23 protein-coding genes and 1 pseudogene are annotated in these 24,102 nt (G+C 52.7%); 17 read left to right on the top strand and 7 right to left on the bottom strand.

The genetic code is table 11. The features are described 5' to 3' along the window. Window positions 1–94: 94 nt before the first annotated feature. Genes leuS through nadD form a run of 4 tightly spaced genes read left to right on the top strand, consistent with a single transcriptional unit; the run spans window position 95 to window position 4,956 of the window. Window positions 95–2,677, top strand: a complete 2,583-nt coding sequence (gene leuS, locus ACLJRU_RS14100; RefSeq protein ID WP_023234730.1) for a leucine--tRNA ligase — start codon at window positions 95–97, stop codon at window positions 2,675–2,677. A 14-nt stretch (window positions 2,678–2,691) separates the two neighbouring features. Continuing rightward, entirely contained in the window at window positions 2,692–3,282 is a 591-nt protein-coding gene (gene lptE, locus ACLJRU_RS14105; protein ID WP_001269950.1) for an LPS assembly lipoprotein LptE, read from the top strand. Next, window positions 3,282–4,313, top strand: coding sequence for a DNA polymerase III subunit delta (gene holA, locus ACLJRU_RS14110; RefSeq protein WP_001539443.1), 1,032 nt, complete (start codon window positions 3,282–3,284; stop codon window positions 4,311–4,313). The genes lptE and holA overlap by 1 nt, the downstream gene beginning before the upstream one ends. 1 nt (window position 4,314) lies before the next feature. Next, window positions 4,315–4,956, top strand: coding sequence for a nicotinate-nucleotide adenylyltransferase (nadD, locus tag ACLJRU_RS14115; RefSeq protein WP_001518902.1), 642 nt, complete (start codon window positions 4,315–4,317; stop codon window positions 4,954–4,956). On the opposite strand, the gene cobD is transcribed toward nadD, so the two are convergent. Continuing rightward, window positions 4,931–6,025 (bottom strand): threonine-phosphate decarboxylase CobD, encoded by a 1,095-nt coding sequence (cobD, locus tag ACLJRU_RS14120; protein WP_023234729.1) that lies wholly within the window; start codon window positions 6,023–6,025, stop codon window positions 4,931–4,933. The genes nadD and cobD overlap by 26 nt on opposite strands. A gap of 96 nt (window positions 6,026–6,121) precedes the next feature. Here cobD and ACLJRU_RS14125 point away from each other — a divergent pair, with 96 nt between their 5' ends. The 11 genes from ACLJRU_RS14125 (at window position 6,122) to lipA (ending at window position 16,940) form a co-directional block, all read left to right on the top strand. Continuing rightward, a complete protein-coding gene (locus ACLJRU_RS14125) occupies window positions 6,122–6,730 on the top strand; it encodes an adenosylcobalamin/alpha-ribazole phosphatase (RefSeq protein ID WP_001241912.1) in 609 nt (202 codons plus the stop codon). Window positions 6,731–7,058: 328 nt separating this feature from the next. Next, window positions 7,059–7,376 (top strand): ribosome silencing factor, encoded by a 318-nt coding sequence (gene rsfS / locus ACLJRU_RS14130; protein ID WP_001161670.1) that lies wholly within the window; start codon window positions 7,059–7,061, stop codon window positions 7,374–7,376. A gap of 3 nt (window positions 7,377–7,379) precedes the next feature. Beyond that, entirely contained in the window at window positions 7,380–7,847 is a 468-nt protein-coding gene (rlmH, locus tag ACLJRU_RS14135; protein ID WP_000776107.1) for a 23S rRNA (pseudouridine(1915)-N(3))-methyltransferase RlmH, read from the top strand. Between the two features lie 30 nt (window positions 7,848–7,877). Then, window positions 7,878–9,779 carry a peptidoglycan DD-transpeptidase MrdA gene (gene mrdA / locus ACLJRU_RS14140; protein ID WP_000828700.1) on the top strand — a complete coding sequence of 634 codons (1,902 nt, stop codon included), beginning with the start codon at window positions 7,878–7,880 and terminating at the stop codon, window positions 9,777–9,779. Between the two features lie 2 nt (window positions 9,780–9,781). Then, entirely contained in the window at window positions 9,782–10,894 is a 1,113-nt protein-coding gene (gene mrdB, locus ACLJRU_RS14145) for a peptidoglycan glycosyltransferase MrdB (RefSeq protein ID WP_000131713.1), read from the top strand. 10 nt (window positions 10,895–10,904) lie between these two features. Next, a complete protein-coding gene (gene rlpA, locus ACLJRU_RS14150) occupies window positions 10,905–12,050 on the top strand; it encodes an endolytic peptidoglycan transglycosylase RlpA (RefSeq protein ID WP_001231295.1) in 1,146 nt (381 codons plus the stop codon). Window positions 12,051–12,189: 139 nt separating this feature from the next. Continuing rightward, on the top strand, window positions 12,190–13,401 hold the full coding sequence (gene dacA, locus ACLJRU_RS14155) for a D-alanyl-D-alanine carboxypeptidase DacA (protein ID WP_000858711.1): 1,212 nt from the start codon (window positions 12,190–12,192) through the stop codon (window positions 13,399–13,401). A gap of 108 nt (window positions 13,402–13,509) precedes the next feature. Beyond that, the gene (ybeD, locus tag ACLJRU_RS14160) at window positions 13,510–13,773 is read left to right on the top strand and encodes a DUF493 family protein YbeD (protein WP_000850547.1); all 264 of its coding nucleotides are present in this window, start codon (window positions 13,510–13,512) and stop codon (window positions 13,771–13,773) included. A 99-nt stretch (window positions 13,774–13,872) separates the two neighbouring features. Then, window positions 13,873–14,514, top strand: a complete 642-nt coding sequence (gene lipB, locus ACLJRU_RS14165) for a lipoyl(octanoyl) transferase LipB (RefSeq protein WP_000284009.1) — start codon at window positions 13,873–13,875, stop codon at window positions 14,512–14,514. A 301-nt stretch (window positions 14,515–14,815) separates the two neighbouring features. Then, window positions 14,816–15,769 carry a YbeF family transcriptional regulator gene (locus ACLJRU_RS14170; protein WP_001539437.1) on the top strand — a complete coding sequence of 318 codons (954 nt, stop codon included), beginning with the start codon at window positions 14,816–14,818 and terminating at the stop codon, window positions 15,767–15,769. 205 nt (window positions 15,770–15,974) lie between these two features. Further along, entirely contained in the window at window positions 15,975–16,940 is a 966-nt protein-coding gene (gene lipA, locus ACLJRU_RS14175; RefSeq protein WP_000042640.1) for a lipoyl synthase, read from the top strand. An 84-nt stretch (window positions 16,941–17,024) separates the two neighbouring features. Here the strand turns inward: lipA and tatE are convergent, their stop codons facing one another. Both tatE and ACLJRU_RS14185 read right to left on the bottom strand, forming a co-directional pair. Further along, window positions 17,025–17,228: a twin-arginine translocase subunit TatE gene (gene tatE / locus ACLJRU_RS14180; RefSeq protein ID WP_000503938.1), complete on the bottom strand. Its 204-nt coding sequence runs from the start codon at window positions 17,226–17,228 to the stop codon at window positions 17,025–17,027. 128 nt (window positions 17,229–17,356) lie between these two features. Then, window positions 17,357–18,145 (bottom strand): deaminated glutathione amidase, encoded by a 789-nt coding sequence (locus ACLJRU_RS14185; RefSeq protein ID WP_001539435.1) that lies wholly within the window; start codon window positions 18,143–18,145, stop codon window positions 17,357–17,359. 90 nt (window positions 18,146–18,235) lie between these two features. On the opposite strand from ACLJRU_RS14185, the gene crcB reads away from it, so the two are divergent. Further along, a complete protein-coding gene (gene crcB, locus ACLJRU_RS14190; protein ID WP_000939753.1) occupies window positions 18,236–18,619 on the top strand; it encodes a fluoride efflux transporter CrcB in 384 nt (127 codons plus the stop codon). Between the two features lie 57 nt (window positions 18,620–18,676). Here the strand turns inward: crcB and cspE are convergent, their stop codons facing one another. Together cspE and pagP are read right to left on the bottom strand one after the other, a co-directional pair. After that, on the bottom strand, window positions 18,677–18,886 hold the full coding sequence (cspE, locus tag ACLJRU_RS14195; protein WP_000034826.1) for a transcription antiterminator/RNA stability regulator CspE: 210 nt from the start codon (window positions 18,884–18,886) through the stop codon (window positions 18,677–18,679). Window positions 18,887–19,073: 187 nt separating this feature from the next. Further along, window positions 19,074–19,646: pseudogene (gene pagP / locus ACLJRU_RS14200) on the bottom strand (lipid IV(A) palmitoyltransferase PagP). A gap of 376 nt (window positions 19,647–20,022) precedes the next feature. On the opposite strand from pagP, the gene dcuC reads away from it, so the two are divergent. Beyond that, entirely contained in the window at window positions 20,023–21,408 is a 1,386-nt protein-coding gene (gene dcuC, locus ACLJRU_RS14205; RefSeq protein ID WP_023234727.1) for an anaerobic C4-dicarboxylate transporter DcuC, read from the top strand. A gap of 53 nt (window positions 21,409–21,461) precedes the next feature. Here the strand turns inward: dcuC and dpiA are convergent, their stop codons facing one another. Then, window positions 21,462–22,142 (bottom strand): two-component response regulator DpiA, encoded by a 681-nt coding sequence (gene dpiA / locus ACLJRU_RS14210; RefSeq protein ID WP_001539431.1) that lies wholly within the window; start codon window positions 22,140–22,142, stop codon window positions 21,462–21,464. After that, window positions 22,111–23,772 (bottom strand): sensor histidine kinase DpiB, encoded by a 1,662-nt coding sequence (gene dpiB / locus ACLJRU_RS14215; protein WP_187790646.1) that lies wholly within the window; start codon window positions 23,770–23,772, stop codon window positions 22,111–22,113. Before dpiB ends, dpiA begins: the two co-directional genes overlap by 32 nt. Window positions 23,773–24,102: the final 330 nt, after the last annotated feature.

A 24,102-nucleotide genomic window follows, 5' to 3' on the forward strand; every position in this document is an offset into this window, starting at 1 on the left:
TTTGACGTGCGTGTTTGGGCTATGCTATGCGGATCTAAACACCACCTCTAAAGCTACATTTGTAGCTGTATCGAAAACAGGACTACTGGCTGCCATGCAAGAGCAATACCGCCCGGAAGAGATAGAATCCAAAGTACAGCTTCACTGGGATGAGAAGCGCACATTTGAAGTGACCGAAGACGAGAGCAAAGAGAAGTATTACTGCCTGTCGATGCTTCCCTATCCTTCTGGCCGACTACACATGGGCCACGTACGTAACTACACCATCGGCGACGTGGTTGCCCGCTACCAGCGTATGCTGGGCAAAAACGTGCTGCAGCCAATCGGCTGGGACGCCTTCGGCCTGCCGGCGGAAGGCGCGGCGGTGAAGAACAACACCGCGCCGGCACCGTGGACGTACGACAACATCGCGTATATGAAAAACCAGCTCAAAACGCTGGGTTTTGGCTATGACTGGAGCCGTGAAATCGCGACCTGCACCCCGGAATACTACCGTTGGGAACAGAAGTTCTTCACCGAGCTGTATAAAAAAGGCCTGGTGTACAAGAAGACTTCTGCCGTTAACTGGTGCCCGAACGATCAGACCGTTCTCGCCAACGAACAGGTGATCGACGGCTGCTGCTGGCGCTGCGACACCAAAGTTGAGCGTAAAGAGATCCCACAGTGGTTTATCAAAATCACCGCTTACGCAGACGAGCTGTTGCGCGATCTGGATAAGCTGGACCACTGGCCTGATACCGTAAAAACGATGCAGCGCAACTGGATTGGCCGCTCTGAAGGCGTGGAAATCACCTTCGATGTGAAGGGTTACGATAACACCCTGACCGTCTATACCACCCGTCCGGATACCTTTATGGGCGCCACTTACCTGGCGGTGGCCGCCGGTCATCCGCTGGCGCAAAAAGCGGCGGCGAACAACGCCGAGCTGGCGGCGTTCATCGACGAATGCCGTAACACCAAAGTGGCCGAAGCCGAAATGGCGACCATGGAGAAAAAAGGCGTCGACACCGGCTATAAAGCGATTCATCCGTTAACTGGCGAAGAGATCCCGGTCTGGGCGGCAAACTTTGTCCTGATGGAGTACGGCACTGGCGCGGTGATGGCCGTTCCGGGTCACGATCAGCGCGACTACGAATTTGCCTCCAAATATGGTTTGACCATCAAGCCGGTAATTCTGGCCGCTGACAGTTCCGAGCCGGATCTTTCCGAACAGGCGCTGACCGAAAAAGGCGTGCTGTTTAACTCCGGCGAGTTCGACGGTCTGGCCTTTGAAGCGGCGTTTAACGCCATTGCCGATAAACTGGCGGAAAAAGGCGTCGGCGAACGTAAAGTGAACTATCGTCTGCGTGACTGGGGCGTTTCCCGTCAGCGTTACTGGGGCGCGCCGATCCCGATGGTCACCCTGGAAGACGGCACCGTGCTGCCGACGCCGGAAGATCAACTGCCGGTTATTTTGCCGGAAGACGTCGTCATGGACGGCATCACCAGCCCGATCAAGGCCGATCCTGAGTGGGCGAAAACCACCGTTAACGGTATGCCGGCGCTGCGTGAAACCGACACCTTCGACACCTTTATGGAATCGTCATGGTACTACGCGCGTTACACCTGCCCGCAGTATCAGGAAGGAATGCTGGATTCGAAAGCGGCAAACTACTGGCTGCCGGTCGACATCTACATCGGCGGTATTGAACATGCCATCATGCACCTGCTCTACTTCCGCTTCTTCCATAAGCTGATGCGCGATGCGGGCATGGTCACCTCTGACGAGCCGGCTAAACAGTTGCTGTGCCAGGGCATGGTACTGGCGGATGCGTTCTATTATGTCGGCGAGAACGGCGAACGTAACTGGGTTTCGCCAGTTGACGCTATCGTCGAGCGCGATGAAAAAGGCCGCATTGTCAAAGCAAAAGACGCAGCGGGTCATGAGCTGGTCTACACTGGCATGAGTAAAATGTCCAAGTCGAAAAATAACGGTATCGACCCGCAGGTAATGGTTGAACGTTATGGCGCGGACACGGTACGCCTGTTTATGATGTTCGCTTCTCCGGCGGATATGACTCTGGAATGGCAGGAGTCCGGCGTAGAAGGCGCAAACCGCTTTATTAAACGCGTCTGGAAGCTGGTTTACGAACACACCGCTAAAGGTCCTGTCGCGGCGCTGAACGTCGATGCGCTGAGCGAAGATCAAAAAGCGCTGCGTCGCGATGTGCATAAAACCATTGCCAAAGTGACCGATGATATCGGCCGCCGTCAGACCTTCAACACCGCCATTGCGGCGATCATGGAGTTGATGAACAAACTGGCGAAAGCCCCGCAGGAAGGCGAACAAGACCGCGCACTGCTTCAGGAAGCGCTGCAGGCCGTCGTGCGTATGCTTAATCCGTTCACCCCGCACGTCTGCTTTACCTTGTGGCAGGAACTGGGTGGCGAAGGCGATATCGACAACGCGCCGTGGCCGGTTGCCGACGAGCAGGCAATGGTGGAAAACACCACGCTGGTTGTCGTGCAGGTTAACGGTAAAGTTCGCGGTAAGATCACCGTTGCGGTGGATGCCACCGAAGAACAGGTGCGTGAACGTGCAGGCCAGGAACATCTGGTGGCAAAATATCTTGATGGCGTTACCGTGCGTAAAGTGATTTACGTTCCAGGTAAACTCCTCAATCTGGTTGTTGGCTAAGCGCGGGAGGAAGCGTGCGATATCTGGTAACACTGTTGTTATCTCTGGCGGTGCTGGTCACCGCCGGATGCGGCTGGCATCTGCGTAGCACTACGCAGGTTCCGGCTTCAATGAAAACGATGATCCTCGATTCCGGCGATCCGAACGGTCCGCTAAGTCGTGCGGTACGTAATCAGTTACGGCTGAATAACGTAAACCTGCTTGATAAAGACACAACGCGCAAAGACGTTCCGTCTCTGCGGCTTGGAACGGTGACTATTTCGCAGGATACGGCGTCAGTGTTCCAGGACGGCCAGACGGCGGAATATCAGATGGTGATGACCGTCAATGCCTCGGTATTGATTCCGGGCCATGACATCTATCCTATCAGCACGAAAGTGTACCGTTCGTTCTTCGATAACCCGCAGATGGCGTTGGCGAAGGATAACGAGCAGGCCATGATCGTTCAGGAGATGTACGACAAAGCCGCTGAACAGCTGATTCGCAAGCTGACCAGCGTCCGCGCGGCGGATATTCAGGCGACGAAAGAGGAGGCTACCGCCGACAATGAGACGGCGGCGCCCGCCTCTACGCCAGCACGCGTCTCCACTACGCTGAGTAACTAATGATCAGGTTGTATCCTGAACAACTCCGCGCGCAGCTCAATGAAGGGCTGCGTGCGGCATATCTGCTATTGGGCAACGATCCGCTGCTGCTGCAGGAAAGTCAGGACGCTATTCGTCTGGCGGCTGCGTCGCAAGGCTTCGAAGAGCACCACGCTTTTACTCTCGATCCCAGTACCGACTGGGGATCGCTTTTCTCACTCTGCCAAGCGATGAGTCTGTTCGCCAGCCGTCAAACGCTGGTGCTGCAACTGCCGGAAAACGGGCCTAACGCGGCAATGAATGAGCAACTCGCCACCCTGAGCGAGCTGCTGCATGACGACCTGTTATTAATAGTACGCGGAAACAAGCTCACCAAAGCGCAGGAAAACGCCGCCTGGTATACCGCGCTGGCAGACCGTAGCGTTCAGGTCAGTTGTCAGACGCCGGAGCAGGCGCAGCTTCCCCGCTGGGTGGCCGCCAGAGCGAAAGCACAGAATTTGCAACTGGATGACGCCGCGAACCAACTGCTGTGCTATTGCTATGAGGGCAATCTGTTGGCGCTGGCGCAGTCGCTGGAACGGCTGTCGCTGCTTTGGCCTGACGGTAAGTTAACGCTTCCTCGCGTGGAGCAGGCCGTCAATGACGCCGCCCACTTTACCCCTTTCCACTGGGTGGATGCGTTACTGATGGGGAAAAGCAAACGCGCGCTGCATATCCTGCAACAGCTACGCCTTGAAGGCAGCGAACCGGTTATTCTGCTGCGCACCCTCCAGCGAGAGCTGCTGCTACTGGTAAATCTCAAACGTCAGTCCGCGCATACGCCGTTACGCGCGCTGTTTGATAAACACCGGGTCTGGCAAAACCGTCGCCCCATGATCGGCGACGCGTTGCAGCGTCTCCATCCTGCACAGCTTCGCCAGGCCGTGCAGTTACTGACGCGTACAGAAATTACGCTCAAACAGGATTATGGTCAGTCGGTATGGGCAGACCTTGAAGGGCTGTCGCTCCTGCTCTGCCATAAGGCGCTGGCAGACGTATTTATTGATGGGTGATATGAAATCGTTACAGGCTTTATTCGGCGGCACCTTTGATCCGGTGCATTATGGACATCTTAAACCTGTTGAAACGCTGGCGAATCTGATCGGCTTATCGCGGGTGATTATTATGCCTAACAATGTGCCGCCGCATCGCCCCCAGCCGGAAGCCTCCAGCGCGCAGCGTAAATATATGCTGGAGCTGGCTATCGCCGATAAGCCGCTTTTTACGCTGGATGAACGCGAGCTACAGCGAAACGCGCCCTCTTACACTGCGCAAACGCTGAAAGCATGGCGCGAAGAACAGGGGCCCGAAGCGCCGCTGGCGTTTATTATCGGCCAGGACTCGCTACTTAACTTCCCCACCTGGCATGATTACGACACCATCCTTGATAACACTCACCTGATCGTTTGTCGTCGTCCGGGCTATCCCCTTGAAATGACGCAGGCGCAACACCAGCAGTGGCTGGAACAGCATCTGACCCATACGCCGGACGATCTGCACCAGTTGCCAGCCGGTAAAATTTACCTGGCGGAAACGCCCTGGCTTAATATCTCCGCAACCCTCATCCGCGAACGGCTGGAAAAAGGCGAATCCTGCGACGATCTGTTGCCGGAAAACGTGCTGAACTACATCAATCAGCAGGGGCTATACCGGTAAGCACATTGCGCAGCGCCGCCAGCAGACGCTCGTTTTGCGCAGCGCTGCGTATCGCCACACGATAATAGCGGCTATCCAGCCCCGGGTAGTTAGCGCAGCTACGGATTAAAATCCGCTGCGTCAGCAACCGTCGCTGCAGATCAATATCCTCTCGCTCACAGCGTAACAACAGATAGTTTGCCCGCCCGGGATAAACCGTCAGCAGGGGGAGCTGACAAAGCGCCTGATAAAACCGGGCGCCCTCCTCCCGTAACCAATGCCAGGTCGCCTGTTGCCAGGCGCTATCCTGTAACGCTACCTCACCGGCAAGCGCCGCCAGCGCGTTAACCGACCACGGCATTTGTTGGCGACGCATCCGCGCCATCGCCGCGTCATCGCTATTGACGAGATATCCCAACCGCAGGCCGGGAATGGCATAAAATTTGGTCAGCGAACGCAGCACCCAGATATGCGGATTATCTTTAAGAGCAGGAATAAAGCCCGTCTCATGCGGAATAAAATCGATAAACGCTTCATCCAGGATCAGGTTAATGTTCAGCGATTTGCAGCGATCGGCAATGGCCTGTAATAACGGCCGCTCCGGCAGCAGGCCGGTAGGATTATTGGGCGTACACAGAAACAGGCAGTCCAGATCGGGCGTCAACGCCTCAAGAATGGCATCGGTAAGCTGCCAGCCATCCGCTTCGCGTAGAGACCAGCGACGGATTTCACAGCCACTTTGCGCCAGCGCCCGGCCATACTCCGCGAAACCTGGCGTGACAATCATTGCACGACGCGGTTTAAGACCGCTCGCCACGGTAAAGATTGACTCCATCTCGCCATTTCTCGCCAGTATCCACGATGCCGGCACCTGATGATGACGCGCCAGCGCCTGGTGCAAATGAAAATAATCAGCGTCCGGGTAGCGCTCAATGCAGTCCAGATTGTCGATAAGCGCGCGTTTCACGCTGACAGGCATACCCAGCGGATTAATGTTTGCGCTAAAATCCAGTAACTGGTCAGGCGAGATGCCTAACACCGTCGCGGCTTCCCGAATATTACCGCCATGCGCGCTGTTGAATAACGCCATTATGCCTCCGGCCAAAAAACGCTATTTTAGTGAAAAAAACGTTGCGCAATCAGGGGTATTATCATGTTTTGCGCATTTAACCTCATGAGGAATACCATGCGATTGTGGCTGGTGCGTCATGGCGAAACCGAGGCCAATGTCGCCGGGTTATACAGCGGACATGCTCCCACGCCGTTAACGGAAAAAGGGATTGGCCAGGCGAAAACGCTACATACTTTATTGCGCCACGCGCCATTTGACCTGGTGTTATGCAGCGAGCTGGAGCGCGCGCGCCATACCGCCCGGCTCGTACTGGAGGGCCGGGATACGCCGCAACACATCTTACCTGAGCTTAATGAGATGTACTTTGGCGACTGGGAAATGCGCCATCACCGCGACCTCACCCATGAAGATGCCGAAAGCTATGCCGCCTGGTGTACGGACTGGCAGAATGCGGTTCCGACCAATGGCGAGGGTTTTCAGGCTTTTACCCGGCGCGTAGAGCGCTTTATCTCGCGACTCGACGCGTTTAGCGATTGCCAGAACCTGCTGATCGTCAGCCATCAGGGCGTACTCAGCCTGTTGATTGCCCGTCTGCTCGCAATGCCCGCCACCTCGCTATGGCATTTCCGGGTAGAACAGGGATGCTGGAGCGCAATCGACATATGCGAAGGGTTCGCCACCCTGAAAGTATTAAATAGTCGTGCCGTCTGGCGGCCTGAGTGATGAATTTTCCGTTTTTTCTCGCCGCAGCGGTTTCGCCCATTGACAGCCCCCGACAGGCTGTTATTCTCCGCAGCCAGACTTTTTTCACCTTGCAGAGCTTTGCAGAAATTGTTTTACAAAAATAGCGATGCTTTCTGTGACGTGGGATGGGATGATAATCTGGTTTTAAACGCCGATCCGGCGACATAAGTCCCGGTATCGCTGCTAATTCAGGTATACTACACGGCGTCCCGCCGGAAGGTTAGCGTTAACTCGCAACGCCTTACCGGTCCAGCCTGTTGGGCTTTTTTCTATCGTTATAACGCAATTATTCACCCAGGGGGAAAACTTGCAGGGTAAAGCACTCCAGGATTTTGTTATCGACAAAATTGATGACCTGAAAGGTCAGGACATCATCGCCTTAGATGTTCAGGGTAAATCCAGTATCACCGACTGTATGATTATTTGTACCGGCACCTCCAGCCGTCACGTTATGTCTATTGCCGACCACGTGGTGCAGTCGTCGCGCGCGGCCGGTATGCTGCCGTTAGGCGTCGAAGGCGAAAATGCGGCTGACTGGATTGTCGTCGATCTGGGCGATGTGATTGTGCATGTCATGCAGGAAGAAAGTCGCCGCCTGTATGAACTGGAAAAACTCTGGAGTTAATGCGTGAAGCTGCAACTTGTCGCTGTCGGCACGAAGATGCCCGACTGGGTTCAAACGGGATTTACGGAATATCTGCGTCGTTTTCCGAAAGATATGCCCTTTGAGCTGATCGAAATCCCTGCGGGCAAACGCGGCAAGAACGCGGATATCAAACGCATTCTCGACAAAGAGGGCGAGCAGATGCTGGCCGCCGCCGGTAAGAATCGCATTGTTACCCTGGATATTCCAGGCAAGCCGTGGGATACGCCGCAGTTAGCCAATGAGCTGGAGCGCTGGAAACAGGACGGGCGCGACGTCAGTTTGCTGATTGGCGGCCCGGAAGGATTATCTCCCGCCTGCAAAGCGGCAGCGGAACAAAGCTGGTCGCTCTCGGCGTTAACGCTCCCTCACCCGCTGGTTCGGGTTCTGGTCGCGGAGAGTTTGTACCGGGCGTGGAGCATCACAACCAACCACCCTTATCACCGTGAGTGATCGTGAAGTCTTGAGAAGATTAAGCAGCGGATGAAACGACAAAATTCTTTTCGTGACTATACGGCTGAGTCCGCACTGTTTGTGCGTCGGGCGCTGGTCGCCTTTTTGGGTATTTTGCTGCTGACCGGCGTACTGATCGCCAATTTGTATAATCTGCAAATTCTCCGTTTTACCGATTACCAGACCCGCTCGAACGAAAACCGTATCAAGCTGGTGCCAATTGCGCCAAGCCGCGGGATAATCTACGACCGTAACGGCATTCCCCTTGCGCTGAACCGCACTATCTATCAGATTGAAATGATGCCGGAAAAGGTGGATAACGTTCAGCAAACGCTGGATGCGCTACGCAGTGTGGTCGATTTAAACGACGACGATATCGCCGCCTTTAAAAAAGAGCGCGCCCGATCCCATCGCTTTACCTCTATTCCGGTGAAAACAAACCTGACGGAAGTTCAGGTCGCGCGCTTTGCTGTCAACCAGTACCGTTTTCCGGGCGTCGAAGTCAAAGGCTATAAACGCCGCTATTATCCATACGGATCGGCGCTGACCCACGTTATCGGCTACGTATCGAAAATCAATGATAAAGACGTCGAGCGTCTCGACAGAGAAAACAAACTGGCGAACTACGCCGCCACCCATGACATCGGCAAGCTGGGCATTGAGCGCTACTATGAAGATATTCTGCATGGGCAAACCGGTTATGAAGAGGTTGAAGTCAACAACCGCGGCCGCGTTATTCGCCAGCTTAAAGAGGTGCCGCCGCAGGCCGGACACGATATCTACCTGACGCTGGATCTCAAGCTCCAGCAGTATATTGAAACGCTGCTGGCAGGCAGTCGCGCGGCGGTGATTGTCACCGATCCGCGTACCGGCGGCGTGCTGTCGCTGGTCTCCATGCCAAGTTACGACCCTAACCTTTTCGTGGACGGCATCTCCAGCAAAGATTACTCCGGGCTGCTTAACGACCCGAACACGCCATTAGTGAACCGCGCGACTCAGGGTGTCTACCCACCCGCTTCTACCGTTAAGCCTTACGTCGCCGTATCGGCGTTAAGCGCTGGCGTCATCACCCGTAACACCAGTCTTTTCGACCCTGGCTGGTGGCAGTTGCCGGGGTCTGAGAAACGCTACCGCGACTGGAAAAAATGGGGCCACGGGCATCTGAATATCACCAAATCCCTTGAAGAGTCGGCAGATACCTTCTTCTATCAGGTGGCCTATGACATGGGGATCGATCGCCTGTCAGAATGGATGGGTAAGTTCGGCTATGGTCACTATACCGGAATTGATCTCGCAGAAGAGCGCTCTGGTAATATGCCGACCCGCGAGTGGAAACAGAAACGCTTTAAAAAACCGTGGTATCAGGGCGATACGATTCCGGTGGGCATCGGCCAGGGCTACTGGACGGCAACGCCGATTCAGATGAGTAAGGCGCTGATGATCCTTATTAACGACGGCGTAGTTAAAGTCCCGCACCTGTTAATGAGCACCGCGGAAAACGGTAAACAGGTGCCGTGGGTACAGCCGCATGAGCCGCCGGTGGGCGATATTCACTCCGGCTACTGGGAAATTGCGAAAGATGGCATGTATGGCGTCGCCAACCGCCCTAACGGCACGGCGCATAAATATTTTGCCAGCGCGCCCTATAAAATCGCGGCGAAGTCAGGCACCGCGCAGGTCTTTGGCCTGAAGGCCAACGAAACGTACAATGCGCATAAAATCGCCGAGCGCCTGCGCGACCATAAATTGATGACCGCCTTTGCGCCGTATAACAATCCCCAGGTCGCCGTCGCGATCATCCTTGAAAACGGCGGTGCAGGCCCGGCAGTAGGCACGATTATGCGCCAAATCCTTGATCACATCATGCTGGGCGACAACAACACCCATTTGCCTGCGGAAAACCCGGTGGTTGCAGCGGCGGAGGACCAATAATCATGACGGATAATCCGAACAAAAAAACCTTCTGGGATAAAATTCATATCGATCCCACGATGCTACTCATTCTGCTGGCGTTACTGGTTTATAGCGCGTTGGTCATCTGGAGCGCCAGCGGCCAGGACATCGGCATGATGGAGCGTAAAATCGGTCAGATTGCGATGGGGCTGGTGGTTATGGTGGTGATGGCGCAGATCCCGCCGCGCGTGTATGAAGGCTGGGCGCCCTATCTCTATATCATTTGTATCATTTTGCTGGTCGCCGTTGATGCCTTCGGCGCAATATCCAAAGGCGCGCAGCGCTGGCTCGATCTGGGAATCGTTCGCTTTCAGCCTTCGGAAATAGCCAAAATCGCCGTGCCGCTGATGGTCGCCCGCTTTATTAACCGTGACGTCTGCCCGCCCTCGCTGAAAAATACCGCCATCGCTCTGGTATTAATCTTTATGCCTACCCTGCTGGTCGCCGCCCAGCCGGACCTGGGGACGTCTATTCTGGTCGCCCTTTCCGGTCTCTTTGTCCTATTTTTGTCTGGCCTGAGCTGGCGCTTAATTGGGGTCGCCATTGTATTGATCGCTGCATTTATTCCTATTTTGTGGTTTTTCCTGATGCACGATTACCAACGCCAGCGCGTCATGATGCTCCTTGATCCGGAGACCGATCCGCTGGGCGCGGGCTATCATATTATTCAGTCTAAAATCGCCATTGGCTCAGGCGGCCTGCGCGGTAAAGGCTGGCTCCACGGCACCCAGTCGCAGCTGGAGTTTTTACCCGAACGCCATACCGACTTTATCTTCGCGGTACTGGCGGAAGAGCTCGGTCTGGTGGGCATCCTGATTCTGCTCGCGCTCTATATTTTGCTAATAATGCGCGGTCTGTGGATTGCCGCCAGAGCGCAAACTACATTTGGTCGCGTGATGGCTGGCGGATTAATGTTAATATTATTCGTTTATGTCTTCGTAAATATTGGTATGGTGAGCGGTATTCTGCCTGTGGTTGGAGTACCTTTACCCCTGGTCAGCTACGGGGGCTCCGCACTGATTGTGCTGATGGCCGGGTTCGGGATTGTGATGTCGATCCACACCCACAGAAAAATGTTGTCGAAAAGCGTATAAGGGGTGCGCAATGCGTAAGCAGTTGCCTGTAATCTGCGTCGCGGCAGGGATAGTACTACTCGCGGCATGTACTAATGACGGCGGTCAGCAGCAAACCACCGTCGCGCCGCAACCTGCGGTATGTAATGGTCCGACTGTGGAAATCAGCGGAGCGGAACCGCGTTATGAACCTCTGAATCCGACCGCAAACCAGGATTATCAGCGTGACGGTAAAAGTTATAAAATCGTTCAGGACCCGTCCCGCTTTAGCCAGGCTGGCCTGGCCGCTATTTATGATGCGGAACCCGGCAGTAATTTAACCGCCTCCGGGGAGATGTTCGATCCGATGCAGCTTACCGCCGCCCATCCGACACTGCCTATCCCCAGCTATGCGCGAATCACCAACCTGGCCAACGGTCGCATGATCGTCGTGCGTATTAACGATCGCGGCCCCTATGGCACCGATCGGGTCATCTCCCTGTCCCGCGCGGCGGCGGATCGTCTGAATACCTCGAATAATACTAAAGTACGGATTGACCCTATTATCGTGGCGCCGGATGGTTCGCTCTCCGGCCCGGGGATGGCCTGTACGACGGTGGCGAAACAGACCTACGCTCTGCCCCCGCGCCCTGATTTAAGCGGCGGCATGGGAAGCGCCTCTTCAGCGCCTGCGCAACCGCAAGGCGACGTTCTTCCGGTCAGTAATTCCACGTTGAAAAGTGACGATACCACCGGTGCGCCGGTGAGCAGCAGCGGCTTCCTCGGCGCGCCGACCACGCTGGCGCCTGGCGTGCTGGAGGGTAATGAACCGACGCCGGCACCACAGCCAGCGCCGGTTTCCGCGCCGGTGGCGGCTCCAGCGACGGCTCCAGCGACTGCGACGCCGGTAAGCGCGCCTGCTGCCGCGGCCCCGGTATCTGCCCCGGTGAGTGCGCCAGCCGCCGCGGCGAGCGGTCGTTTCGTCGTCCAGGTCGGCGCCGTCAGCGATCAAACGCGTGCGCAGCAGTACCAACAGCGTTTAAGCCAGCAGTTCAGCGTACCAGGACGCGTAATACAAAACGGCGCGGTCTGGCGTATTCAACTGGGGCCTTTTGCCAGTAAAGCCGAAGCCAGCGCGTTACAGCAACGTTTGCAAACAGAAGCACAATTACAGTCCTTTATCGCCAGCGCGCAGTAACCGATCGCAGGTATCTGTACTGTCAATTTCTGTAAATGACATTAACAAAGTCACGCGGAAAGTCAGATGCCTGCCAGTTATGCTTTTGCTATAGTAGGGCTCTTTTTTTAATTTCATCACGGACGTCGTAGTTCAGACCATGAAGACCACTTTTTCCGCTCGTTTTATGCAGCGCATGGCGCTCACCACGGCGCTTTGTGCCGCGTTTATCTCAACCGCACATGCCGATGACCTGAATATCAAAACTATGATCCCGGGCGTTCCGCAGATCGATGCGGAATCCTACATCCTGATCGACTACAACTCCGGCAAAGTTCTGGCGGAACAAAACGCCGACGAACGTCGCGACCCGGCCAGTCTGACAAAGATGATGACCAGTTACGTCATCGGACAGGCAATGAAAGCGGGTAAATTTAAAGAAACCGACCTGGTTACCGTCGGTAATGACGCCTGGGCCACCGGCAATCCGGTATTTAAAGGTTCCTCGCTGATGTTCCTCAAGCCGGGAATGCAGGTACCGGTCTCTCAGTTGATACGCGGCATCAATCTGCAATCCGGCAATGACGCCTGTGTGGCGATGGCTGATTTCGCCGCCGGTAGCCAGGATGCTTTCGTCGGGCTGATGAACAGCTATGTGAACGCGTTGGGGCTGAAAAATACCCACTTCCAGACCGTACACGGCCTGGACGCCGACGGACAATACAGTTCAGCTCGCGATATGGCGCTGATTGGTCAGGCGTTAATTCGCGATGTGCCTAACGAATATGCAGTTTATAAAGAAAAAGAGTTCACCTTTAACGGCATTCGCCAGTTAAACCGTAACGGTCTGCTGTGGGATAACAGCCTGAATGTGGACGGCATCAAAACCGGCCATACCAGCAAAGCGGGCTATAATCTGGTCGCTTCCGCAACCGAAGGCCAGATGCGGTTGATTTCCGCCGTAATGGGCGGACGAACCTATAAAGGCCGTGAAACAGAAAGCAAAAAACTGCTGACGTGGGGCTTCCGTTTCTTTGAAACCGTTAATCCGCTGAAGGCTGGTAAAGAGTTCGCCTCTGAACCCGCCTGGTTTGGTAATACCGATCGCGCCTCGCTGGGCGTCGATAAAGACGTTTACCTGACGATCCCTCGCGGTCGCATGAAAGATTTGAAAGCGAGCTATGTACTGAATACCGCAGAACTGCACGCGCCGCTGCAGAAAAACCAGGTAGTCGGCACCATCAACTTCCAGCTGGACGGTAAAACCATCGAGCAGCGTCCGCTGGTCGTACTGCAAGAGATCCCGGAAGGGAACTTCTTCGGTAAAATCATTGATTACATTAAATTAATGTTCCATCACTGGTTTGGATAAAAATTGAACGCTTGAAAGTGTGATTTTCGTCCCCATATACTATGCATCAGTAAAACTCCCGCCCTGTGGCGGGAGTTGTTATTTTTTTTACGTAATGCCGGAGCTGACATGAAAACCAAACTTAACGAACTGCTTGAATTCCCTACGCCATTTACTTACAAAGTAATGGGGCAGGCGTTACCTGAGCTGGTTGATCAGGTGGTTGAAGTGGTACAGCGCCATGCGCCTGGTGATTACTCTCCGACGGTAAAACCGAGCAGCAAAGGCAACTACCACTCGGTCTCTATCACCATTAATGCCACCCATATTGAACAGGTTGAAACGCTGTACGAAGAACTGGGCAATATTGATATCGTGCGAATGGTATTGTAATACATCCAGATGGTTACCCGGTCTTATCCGGGTAACTCCCCGCCTCCCCCGCTGTGATATACTTTCCTCTCTTTTTTCATTCTCTACGGAGATGCCGTTTTGTATCAGGATAAAATCCTTGTCCGCCAGCTCGGCCTTCAGCCCTATGAAGCTATCTCTCAGGCCATGCATAACTTTACCGATATGCGCGATGAAAACAGCCATGATGAAATCTGGTTGGTTGAGCATTACCCGGTGTTTACCCAGGGCCAGGCCGGTAAAGCGGAACATATATTGATGCCTGGCGATATTCCCGTTGTGCAGAGCGATCGTGGAGGACAGGTGACCTATCATGGTCCGGGCCAACAGGTAATGTACGTTTTACTTAACCTGAAACGACGTAAACTGGGCGTGCGTGATTTAGTCACCCTACTTGAACAGACCGTGGTGAATACGCTGGCTGAAATTGGTATTGAGGCGCATCCGCGCGCCGATGCGCCGGGCGTCTACGTGGGTGAAAAGAAAATCTGCTCGCTGGGTTTACGTATCCGTCGCGGCTGCTCATTCCACGGTTTAGCGCTAAACGTTAACATGGATCTTTCTCCTTTCCTGCGTATCAACCCGTGTGGTTATGCCGGCATGGAAATGGCTAAAATAACGCAGTGGAAGGAAGACGCTACCACGGATAATATTGCGCCCCGCTTGCTGGCGAATATTTTAGCTCTGCTAAATAATCCACCGTATGAATATATTGCTGCTTAATGCGTAAAATATAATGGCCCAAGAAATTTATGGGTCATTAATCATATATGATTTGAATGCTTTACTTCTCCCCCCGCTTTCTATATTTTCGTTATATCCCTGCTGTAGCCGCCAGGCGGCATGGCCTCTTCAGTCCTCATGATGAGGAATTTTCCGTGAACAAAATCCCGGCCTTGCTGTTACTTATCTTATTGAAATGACTAAAAATACATTCATAAGAGTAATTTTAAAACCAACTCATAAATGCAAAATATACTATTTCATCTATTATTCATAATACGAATGAATTCGGAGCCAGAGCGTGAGTGATAATAATCAGGCAGAAAGACAACCGGCCGATCAACACCTACAAGACAAACCGCAAATTTTCAGAACACTTAGAAATATTGATCTCAATCTGTTGACGATTTTTGAGGCCGTATATGTCCATAAAGGGATCGTCAATGCAGCGAAAATTCTTAACCTGACGCCGTCAGCCATCAGCCAGTCCATTCAAAAATTACGGACTATATTTCCCGATCCGCTGTTTATTCGCAAAGGCCAGGGCGTAACGCCCACGACGTATGCTACGCATCTGCACGAATACATCAGCCAGGGGCTGGAATCTATTCTTGGCGCCCTAGATCTTACGGGCATCTATGATAAGCAACGTACCATTACAATTGGCACGACGTCTTCGGTCGGCGCGCTAGTGATGCCGATTGTTTACCAGGCCATCAGGCCGCGTTATCCTCAGCTTTTGCTGCGCAACATTCCGGTAGACGATGCCGAAAGCCAGCTTAGTCAGTTTCAGACCGATCTCATTATCAATACCCATAGCTATAACAACCGGAGCATCCAGCATCACGTCCTGTTTAGCGATACGCTTGAGATTGTCTGCCGCCAGCATCACCCGTGTCTGGCGAACGCCATTACTGAAGAGAGACTGAACAGCGCGGATCACACCTTTCTGATGCTGGAGGGACAACATCTTTCCCTGCTGCGCCAGCGACTGCAGGAGACATTTCCCGATCAGCAAATCAGTTTTAGCAGCTACAATATTTTTACCATTGCCTCGCTGATCGCCAGCAGCGATCTGCTGGGACTGATGCCCACCCGCTTCTACGACTTATTTAGCCGTTGCTGGCCGCTTGAACGCCTTCCCTACGCGCCGGTGAATAGTGAACAGGTCGAGTTCTCGCTGCATTACAATAAACTGAGTCTGCGCGATCCGGTGCTGGAGAACGTCATTGATATCATCCGTGAGGCGTTCTGACAAAAATGTTGCATTCAGGTCACGGAAGATATGGGCAAACAGCACAAAACAACAACTATTTTACATTTTGCCGGGCTGTCAGGCTGCTTTATGGCCCTTATCAATGATATACTGCGTGTCACAAATTCAAAAATAGTTGATAAATACAACTTTCCCTTGAATTGAAACGCTTTCCTTCGTTATTCGCAACTGGAACACGCACGCTATGAGTAAACCCATTGTGATGGAACGCGGTGTAAAATACCGCGATGCCGATAAGATGGCTCTTATCCCGGTTAAAAATGTGGTCACAGAGCGCGACGCTCTACTACGTAAACCGGAATGGATGAAAATAAAACTTCCGGCGGATTCTACCCGTATCCAGGGCATCAAAGCCGCAATGCGCAAAAATGGCCTGCATTCTGTCTGCGAGGAAGCGTCTTGCCCAAACCTGGCTGAATGTTTCAACCACGGTACCGCTACGTTTATGATCCTTGGCGCCATTTGCACTCGCCGCTGCCCGTTCTGTGATGTCGCCCATGGCCGCCCCGTTGCGCCGGATGCGGAAGAGCCGCAGAAACTGGCGCAAACGATCGCCGACATGGCGCTACGCTATGTGGTCATCACCTCTGTCGACCGTGACGATCTGCGTGACGGCGGCGCCCAGCATTTTGCTGACTGCATCACCGCCATCCGTGCCAAAAGCCCGGAGATAAAAATAGAGACGCTGGTGCCAGACTTCCGTGGACGTATGGATCGCGCGCTGGATATTCTTAACGCGACGCCGCCGGATGTGTTTAACCACAACCTGGAAAACGTGCCGCGTATTTACCGCCAGGTTCGTCCGGGCGCCGATTACAACTGGTCGCTGAAATTACTGGAACGCTTCAAAGAAGCGCACCCGGAAATTCCGACAAAATCGGGTCTGATGGTGGGCTTAGGCGAAACCAATGCGGAAATCATTGAGGTTATGCGCGACTTACGCCGTCACGGCGTTACCATGCTGACGCTTGGTCAGTATCTACAGCCAAGCCGCCATCACCTGCCGGTACAGCGTTATGTCAGCCCGGAAGAGTTTGACGAGATGAAAGCGGAAGCTCTGGCGATGGGCTTTACCCATGCCGCCTGTGGCCCCTTTGTACGTTCTTCGTACCATGCTGATCTCCAGGCCAAAGGCATGGAAGTGAAATGATCGTGTAATAGACGCTTACATTTCAGGCAAAAAAACCGGCAACTTGCCGGTTTTTTTACTCTGCGGAGCAAGCGCATCGCGCTATTACTCTTTGTGCGAGAGTTTTTCAGCCTGAACGCTACCGTCGACGTCTTTCTTAACGCCCGCGTCTTCATCGTTCATTGCTTTCTTGAATCCTTTAATCGCCGTGCCCAGGTCTCCGCCCAGCGTACGTAACTTCTTGGTACCAAACAGCAGAACAACCAGTGCGGCAACCACCAGCAGTTTGGTAATACTAATCTCACCCATAGATACCTTCTTCACTAAAAACAGGCTGCGTAACGCGCCGGATTAACCTGAGAATATTAACGGTCTTTCGACGCGCGCACACAATAGCAATCTGTAACAAGGTGAATCAAGCTTTGCGTAAAAAAACATCATAATAATTGCGGTGGCGCAAATCGTCGTTGCTGCAAAAGAGGAAGTTGCTCCCGCACCTGGTCTATTCGTTCTCTGAATATTTCCGCGACGATCAGCGCCGGACGATCGGCTGCCGCGGCTATCGTTACCCCCAACGGATCGATAATACGACTTTGACCAATATTACGATTACCACACTCCCCGGCCGCAATCATATAGCAGGTGGTATCCAGCGCTCTCGCCGCCAGCAGCGTCGACCACTGCTGCTCTTTCAACGGGCCGCGAACCCAGCCCGTCGGCAGCGCCAATACGTCAGCCCCCTGTAAAGCCAGCGCTAACGCCATATCCGGAAAGCGCAGGTCATAACAGGTCATAAGCCCCACCTTAACCCCCTCCACGTCCAGCACAGGCGCGATAACGGTTCCGGCATCAATACTTTGGGATTCTTGCATCGAAAACGCATCATAGAGATGCAGCTTCGCGTAACGCGCGACAATGTGACCCGCCCGTAGCGCCACCAGCATATTAACCGCCCGTCCAGGCGTTGACGGGACAAGGATAGTGAATATCGTCGTCATATTATTATGAGCGCTTTCTTCCAGAAGCCGCGTCATAAACGCGCCATCCAGCGGCTGCGCGGCGCGAATCGGCAGGTCAAGGTCGATGTCATTTCGCGCTAATATCCCCTCAGGCAGCACCAGAAGCGATACGCCGCGGCCCGCCGCCTGAGCCATTAACGAAACGCAAACTTGCGCATTCTTTTCCCATACAGAACTCACCACAAACTGCCCGGCTGCAACGAACATATCCCCTCCCACACCTCTGTCAGGACTCGCCAATTATGCGTGTTCGGCGTTACACTCCTCCTGTATAGCAACTAAATAAAGGATTCGGCAGTGTTACAGCTTCTTTTAGCAGTTTTTATCGGCGGTGGAACGGGGAGCGTAGCCCGGTGGATGCTAAGTATGCGTTTTAATCCGCTTCATCAGGCGATTCCCATCGGTACGCTAACAGCAAATTTGCTTGGCGCGTTTATTATCGGCATGGGGTTCGCCTGGTTTAACCGCATGACACATATCGATCCGATGTGGAAAGTGCTCATCACAACCGGCTTTTGCGGCGGCCTGACGACCTTTTCTACTTTTTCTGCCGAAGTGGTATTCTTGCTGCAAGAGGGGCGCTTTGGCTGGGCGCTGCTGAATGTGCTGATTAACCTGTTAGGTTCGTTTGCCATGACGGCGCTGGCATTCTGGCTATTTTCCGCCGCAGCGGCGCGTTAAGCGCAAAAAAAACCCGCCGAAAGGGCGGGTTTTGAAATCTTGCTGTCGGACGTATGCTTACAGAGCAGTTACGTTTGCAGCGGAAGGGCCTTTGGCACCGTTAGTGATTTCGAACTCTACGCGCTGACCTTCAGCCAGAGTTTTAAAACCATTGGTCTGGATTGCAGAGAAGTGTACGAACACGTCTTTGCTGCCATCTTCCGGAGTAATGAAACCGAATCCTTTGGATTCATTAAACCACTTAACGTTACCTTTAATCTTAGACATCAAAATTACCTTTACATGAAAAATAGACACAAATGCTGTGTCGGATACCAGTACAACAATTGTGATGCATTTTGTCCAGTCGAACTTTGCGAAAAAGTGATAAATATCGCGTTAATTTTTAGCTAACCCTGTCTACTTGTTGTTTTTTAAGGCTTTTTAATTCACAACTGAACAATGCCCTTCCCCGTCAAAACTGGAAACGCATCCAGGCGAAATAGACGTTTCCGTTGTTATACGAGCCCGGAATGTAGGTCATCTGAAAGGTAGCGGGCCCATAGCCTATCGACGCTAAAGGCAACAGCACAGGGATGGGAATATAATTCCAGTTGTCGCGCGCGGTAACGCCTGCGGTAAAGCCCAGTCCCAGACGAAAATTATCGTCTTCCAGCGGTCGCCAGGTTTTTTCCCAGCCATAACCGCCTATGGGTTCCCATTTGTTAAATGAATCTTTAAAGGCCATCATATAGAGGCCATGCCAGTTGCCTTTGTCGTCCCAGCGCGACTGACCAAAACCAACGCCCTACGGCCGCTCGTTATAGCGATCCGTTTTCTCTTTATCGTAGGCAAAGCGCGCATGCCAGGTAATGGCGGGGACATACAAATCATAATGCTCAGGCTGTCGCCACGTTTCTGCGACGTTATCGGTAAACGTGTTAAACCCCCCTTTATCCGCCGCAGAGACTGAAGGAATAGCCAGCCATGGCATAACAAGGAGAGCAATAATAAGAAAATACTTTCTGATAATCATCACAACAGCCATACCGTTCAAAAATTCGACTGTGATAATAACAACATTAACCTGAATAAAATCTTAACAAACTATAAACAGAGAATAATCTGAGAGAGTATCGGGTTAACGGCGTTTGATTTAGCACTCAGAACCGTCGCGCTCCTTAATAAACTTTCACAAAAAACACAAAACAAAGCACAACAAACAAAACAATAAAATAACAATAAATTAATACTTATAGCGCTACAGAAAATTCGTATAAGCATATTTCATCTTTAGCGATGACATGAAAAAATAACCGCGCCGTGATTTTAATCAGTAAGGCGCCATCCTTTATTCGGTACATTTTTATACCACTTTTGTGGCTCTTATTTTTACTCTGGGTGTCGATAAGACAGGGGAAACAATGCTAACAGTTATAGAACTCCTTATCGGAGTCGTCGTTATTGTGGGTGTAGCGCGCTACATCATTAAGGGATATTCCGCCACTGGCGTTTTATTTGTCGGCGGTCTGGTTCTGCTTATTATCAGCGCGCTGATGGGGCATAAGGTATTACCTGCCAGCGAAACCAGTACCGGCTATACCGCAACAGATATTGTTGAATACATCAAAATTTTGCTTATGAGTCGCGGCGGCGATCTTGGCATGATGATCATGATGCTGTGCGGCTTTGCCGCCTATATGACGCATATCGGCGCGAATGATATGGTCGTGAAGCTGGCGTCGAAACCTTTACAGTACATAAACTCGCCCTACCTGTTAATGATTGCTGCCTATTTTGTCGCCTGCCTGATGTCGCTGGCCGTCTCTTCCGCGACGGGGCTTGGCGTACTGCTCATGGCTACTCTCTTCCCGGTGATGGTCAACGTCGGCATTAGCCGCGGCGCGGCGGCGGCTATTTGCGCCTCTCCGGCCGCCATCATCCTCTCGCCAACGTCTGGCGATGTGGTTTTAGCCGCAAAAGCGGCGGAGATGCCGTTAATCGATTTCGCGTTCAAAACCACGCTGCCGATTTCCATCGCCGCCATTATCGGTATGGCGATTGCGCACTTTTTCTGGCAACGCTATCTGGATAAAAAAGAGAACATTTCACATGAGATGCTGGACGTGGCGGAGATTACCACCACGGCCCCGGCGTTTTATGCCCTTTTGCCGTTCACGCCCATTATCGGCGTACTGATTTTTGACGGTAAATGGGGGCCGCAGTTGCACATTATTACCATTCTGGTGATCTGTATGCTGCTGGCCGCCGTGCTGGAATTCGTGCGCGGTTTCAACACGCAAAATGTGTTTTCCGGCCTGGAAGTGGCTTATCGCGGCATGGCGGATGTGTTTGCCGGCGTTGTGATGCTGTTGGTCGCGGCGGGCGTTTTCGCCCAAGGGCTGAGCACCATTGGCTTTATCCAAAGTCTGATCTCGATTGCCACTTCTTTTGGCTCCGCCAGCATTATTCTGATGCTGGTCTTAGTGATTTTAACCATGCTGGCCGCGATGACCACCGGTTCAGGCAATGCGCCTTTTTACGCCTTTGTTGAGATGATCCCTAAACTGGCGCACTCCTCCGGCATCAACCCAGCCTATTTATCTATCCCAATGCTGCAAGCCTCAAACCTGGGGCGCACGATTTCGCCGGTCTCCGGCGTCGTGGTCGCTGTCGCCGGGATGGCTAAAATATCACCGTTTGAAGTGGTGAGGCGCACGTCCGTTCCGGTCATCGTCGGTCTGTTGATCGTCATTATCGCCACGGAAATTATGGTGCCAGGCGCCTCTTCCGCCGTTACCGGCGGCTGATAGCCGGTAAGCCGGGGCGAGGGAAAACATCGCCCCGGCATCTTAACCCGGGCTTAGCCGCCGTGATAAATACGCTGCGGCCTGCCCACTTTGCCATGAATAATCTCTGCGACAATCAGGTGCCGACTCGCGCAATATTCCAGGTAGCGTCGGGATGTGGTGCGGCTTATCGTTAAGGCCTGCGCGACCGTTTCAGCCGTATGGCGTACGGTTGGATCGGCAAACAGCTTCATCACCGCATTAAGGGTTAAGGCATCAATACCGGTCGGCAAATCCCCTTGCGGTTCGCCGCGCGCATAGGCGTTGAACATTTCATCTATCTGCTTCTGGCTTGCGCTATCCGAGCTCGCCAGCATACGTCTGCGCTGTTGATAGCGGGTCAGCGTCTGTCCCAAACGTTCATAAGCAATAGGTTTGACCAGATAATCAAACGCACCGCTACGTACCGCTTCCGCTACCGTCTCCATGTCACTGGCGGCGGTCGTAAACACGACGCCGCCAGGATAGCGCGACTGCATTAATTCATGCAGCAGCGTAATCCCCTTCCCATCCGGCAGATAATTATCCAACAGAATTAATCCAGGTTTGAACCGGTCAATCATCATTCTCGCCTGCGCCAGATTGCCCGCCAGCCATATCTGGTTAAAGCCAGGAATATGGCGGATATATTCTGCGTGCATTTCCGCCAGCAGTGTTTCATCCTCAACGATCAATAGGGTTAATGGTTCTGTCATCGTTTTTTTTCACTTTCGGAAGGAATAAAGAAAATAAGGTGCCACAAGGATCATTGTCTTCCAGCGTAATGACCCCGCCACAGCGCCCCACATAACTTGCAATCAGATATAACCCGATACCATGCTCACCGGGTTCGTCGGTTCGGGTACTTACGCCCTGTTCAAAAATTTTTTCCCGCAGCGCTTCAGGAACGCCGCAGCCCTGGTCGGCGACCTCTATTACCACCTCGTCGCCCTCGTCGCTCAGGAAAAGTTCGATGGTCTTGTCGCCTTCCTGTGTACGTAAACTCGCCTCAAACGCGTTATCCAGCAGATTCCCGACGATGGCGGCGAACTCCGTGCTATCCAGCCCCTCCGGCAGTTGATGTAGCTGGCTGCCGGGAACAATCACCATCTTGAGCCCCAGTTCACGCGCGCGCTGAACTTTGCCAAACAGCAAACCGGCCACCTGACGATCGGCGAAGGCGCCGCGTAAACTATCAATAAGTTGCTGCTGCGCCTGCGACTCACCCTGCACCATCTCTCTGACCCGATCATACTCTTTCATTTGCAGCAGGCCGTTCAGAGTCGACATCCAGTTCAGGTGCTCATGGCGTAGCGTGCGTAGGCTCTCAACATACTGTTTAATCTGGGTTAGCTGCGCCTTCAACGTCGCGATTTCATCCTTGCTGCGAAAACTAATAATAGCGCCCAGCAGCTCCTCGCCGGAACGGATAGCCTCACGATTGGCGATGACGCTCAGGCCATTGAAGTTGGCCATCACGTCCTGGCGTCTTTCTGCGATCTGGCAGGTAAAAAAGTCTGCCGGATTGACGACTTCCGCTATCAGCTTGCCCAGCCACTGACGCCCCGGCGACGGCAGCCCCAACATTTTTCTCGCATTGCGGTTAATCGCGGTGATATGCCCCTCCGGATCAACGGCGATCAGCCCTTCATAAACCGAGCTAAACAACGCCTCCTGCTGGCGTACCACGCGCGCAATCTGTTTCGGCTCCATGCCCAGCATTTGTCGGCGGATATGCGCGGCGAAAAACCAGGAAAGCAGCATTAATACCACCAGCAACAGGACAAAAACCCCCGCCATCGGTAATAAGAAGTCCAGCCGCCAGGAGTCGATTTTACTGACCAGATAGCCAATTGAAACAACGCCGATCACGTTGCCTTTGTTGTCAAAGATAGGCGTTTTGGCGCGCATCGCCATCCCTATTGAGCCCTTACCGGTAATGAAATAACTTTCTCCTCTTTCCAGCGCGCCGGGTTTCGTAAACTGCATGGGATAGCCGATTTTTTCCGGATTCGGATGGTAAAGCCGGATCGAGTGGCGATCGCCTATCACCACATAGTCAAAATCCGTCCCGCGCTGCAGTTTATTCGCAATTATCGCCAGGCGTTTATAGTCCCGGTTTTTTACGGCAGCGATAATGCTGTCGTTAGAAGCAATAATTTTTGCCTGATTCATCGCCATATCACGAACATGGGACGCCAGATAATCTTCGAAACTGGCAGACAAATATTGTGCTAACGCTGCCACGATGAAAACAGAAACCACCAGAATGAGCAGAAAAATACGTAACGGAAACGCGAGTTGCCGAAAAAAAGGAAACAGCTTTTTATTTTTCTGATAGGACATTAAGGTTCCTTATGGGCATTTCTCTTCAGATTTATCGCAAATGTAATAAAAATGTTTTGAGTATCTTGAAGCATATAAAAACCAATCGTTACAGATTCCCCACATTAAATCAATTAAACAACTAAAACCCACCGCCGGAATGGCGATTAAATTAATTAAAAAACTTAAAACCATAAAACACTTAAAAACCATCTAACGCTTTGTGAAATAAATCAAAATTTACCACCAAAATACTCCTTACGATGTATACGTCAGAGAGAAAAATAAATAACTCGTCATAAAAATACTCCCACTCTGACTGAAAAGAAAAAGTTATCAAGTTGCAACACA

This window comes from Salmonella sp. SAL00653 (genome assembly GCF_046552515.1).
GTDB classification, from domain to species: Bacteria; Pseudomonadota; Gammaproteobacteria; order Enterobacterales; family Enterobacteriaceae; genus Salmonella; species Salmonella enterica.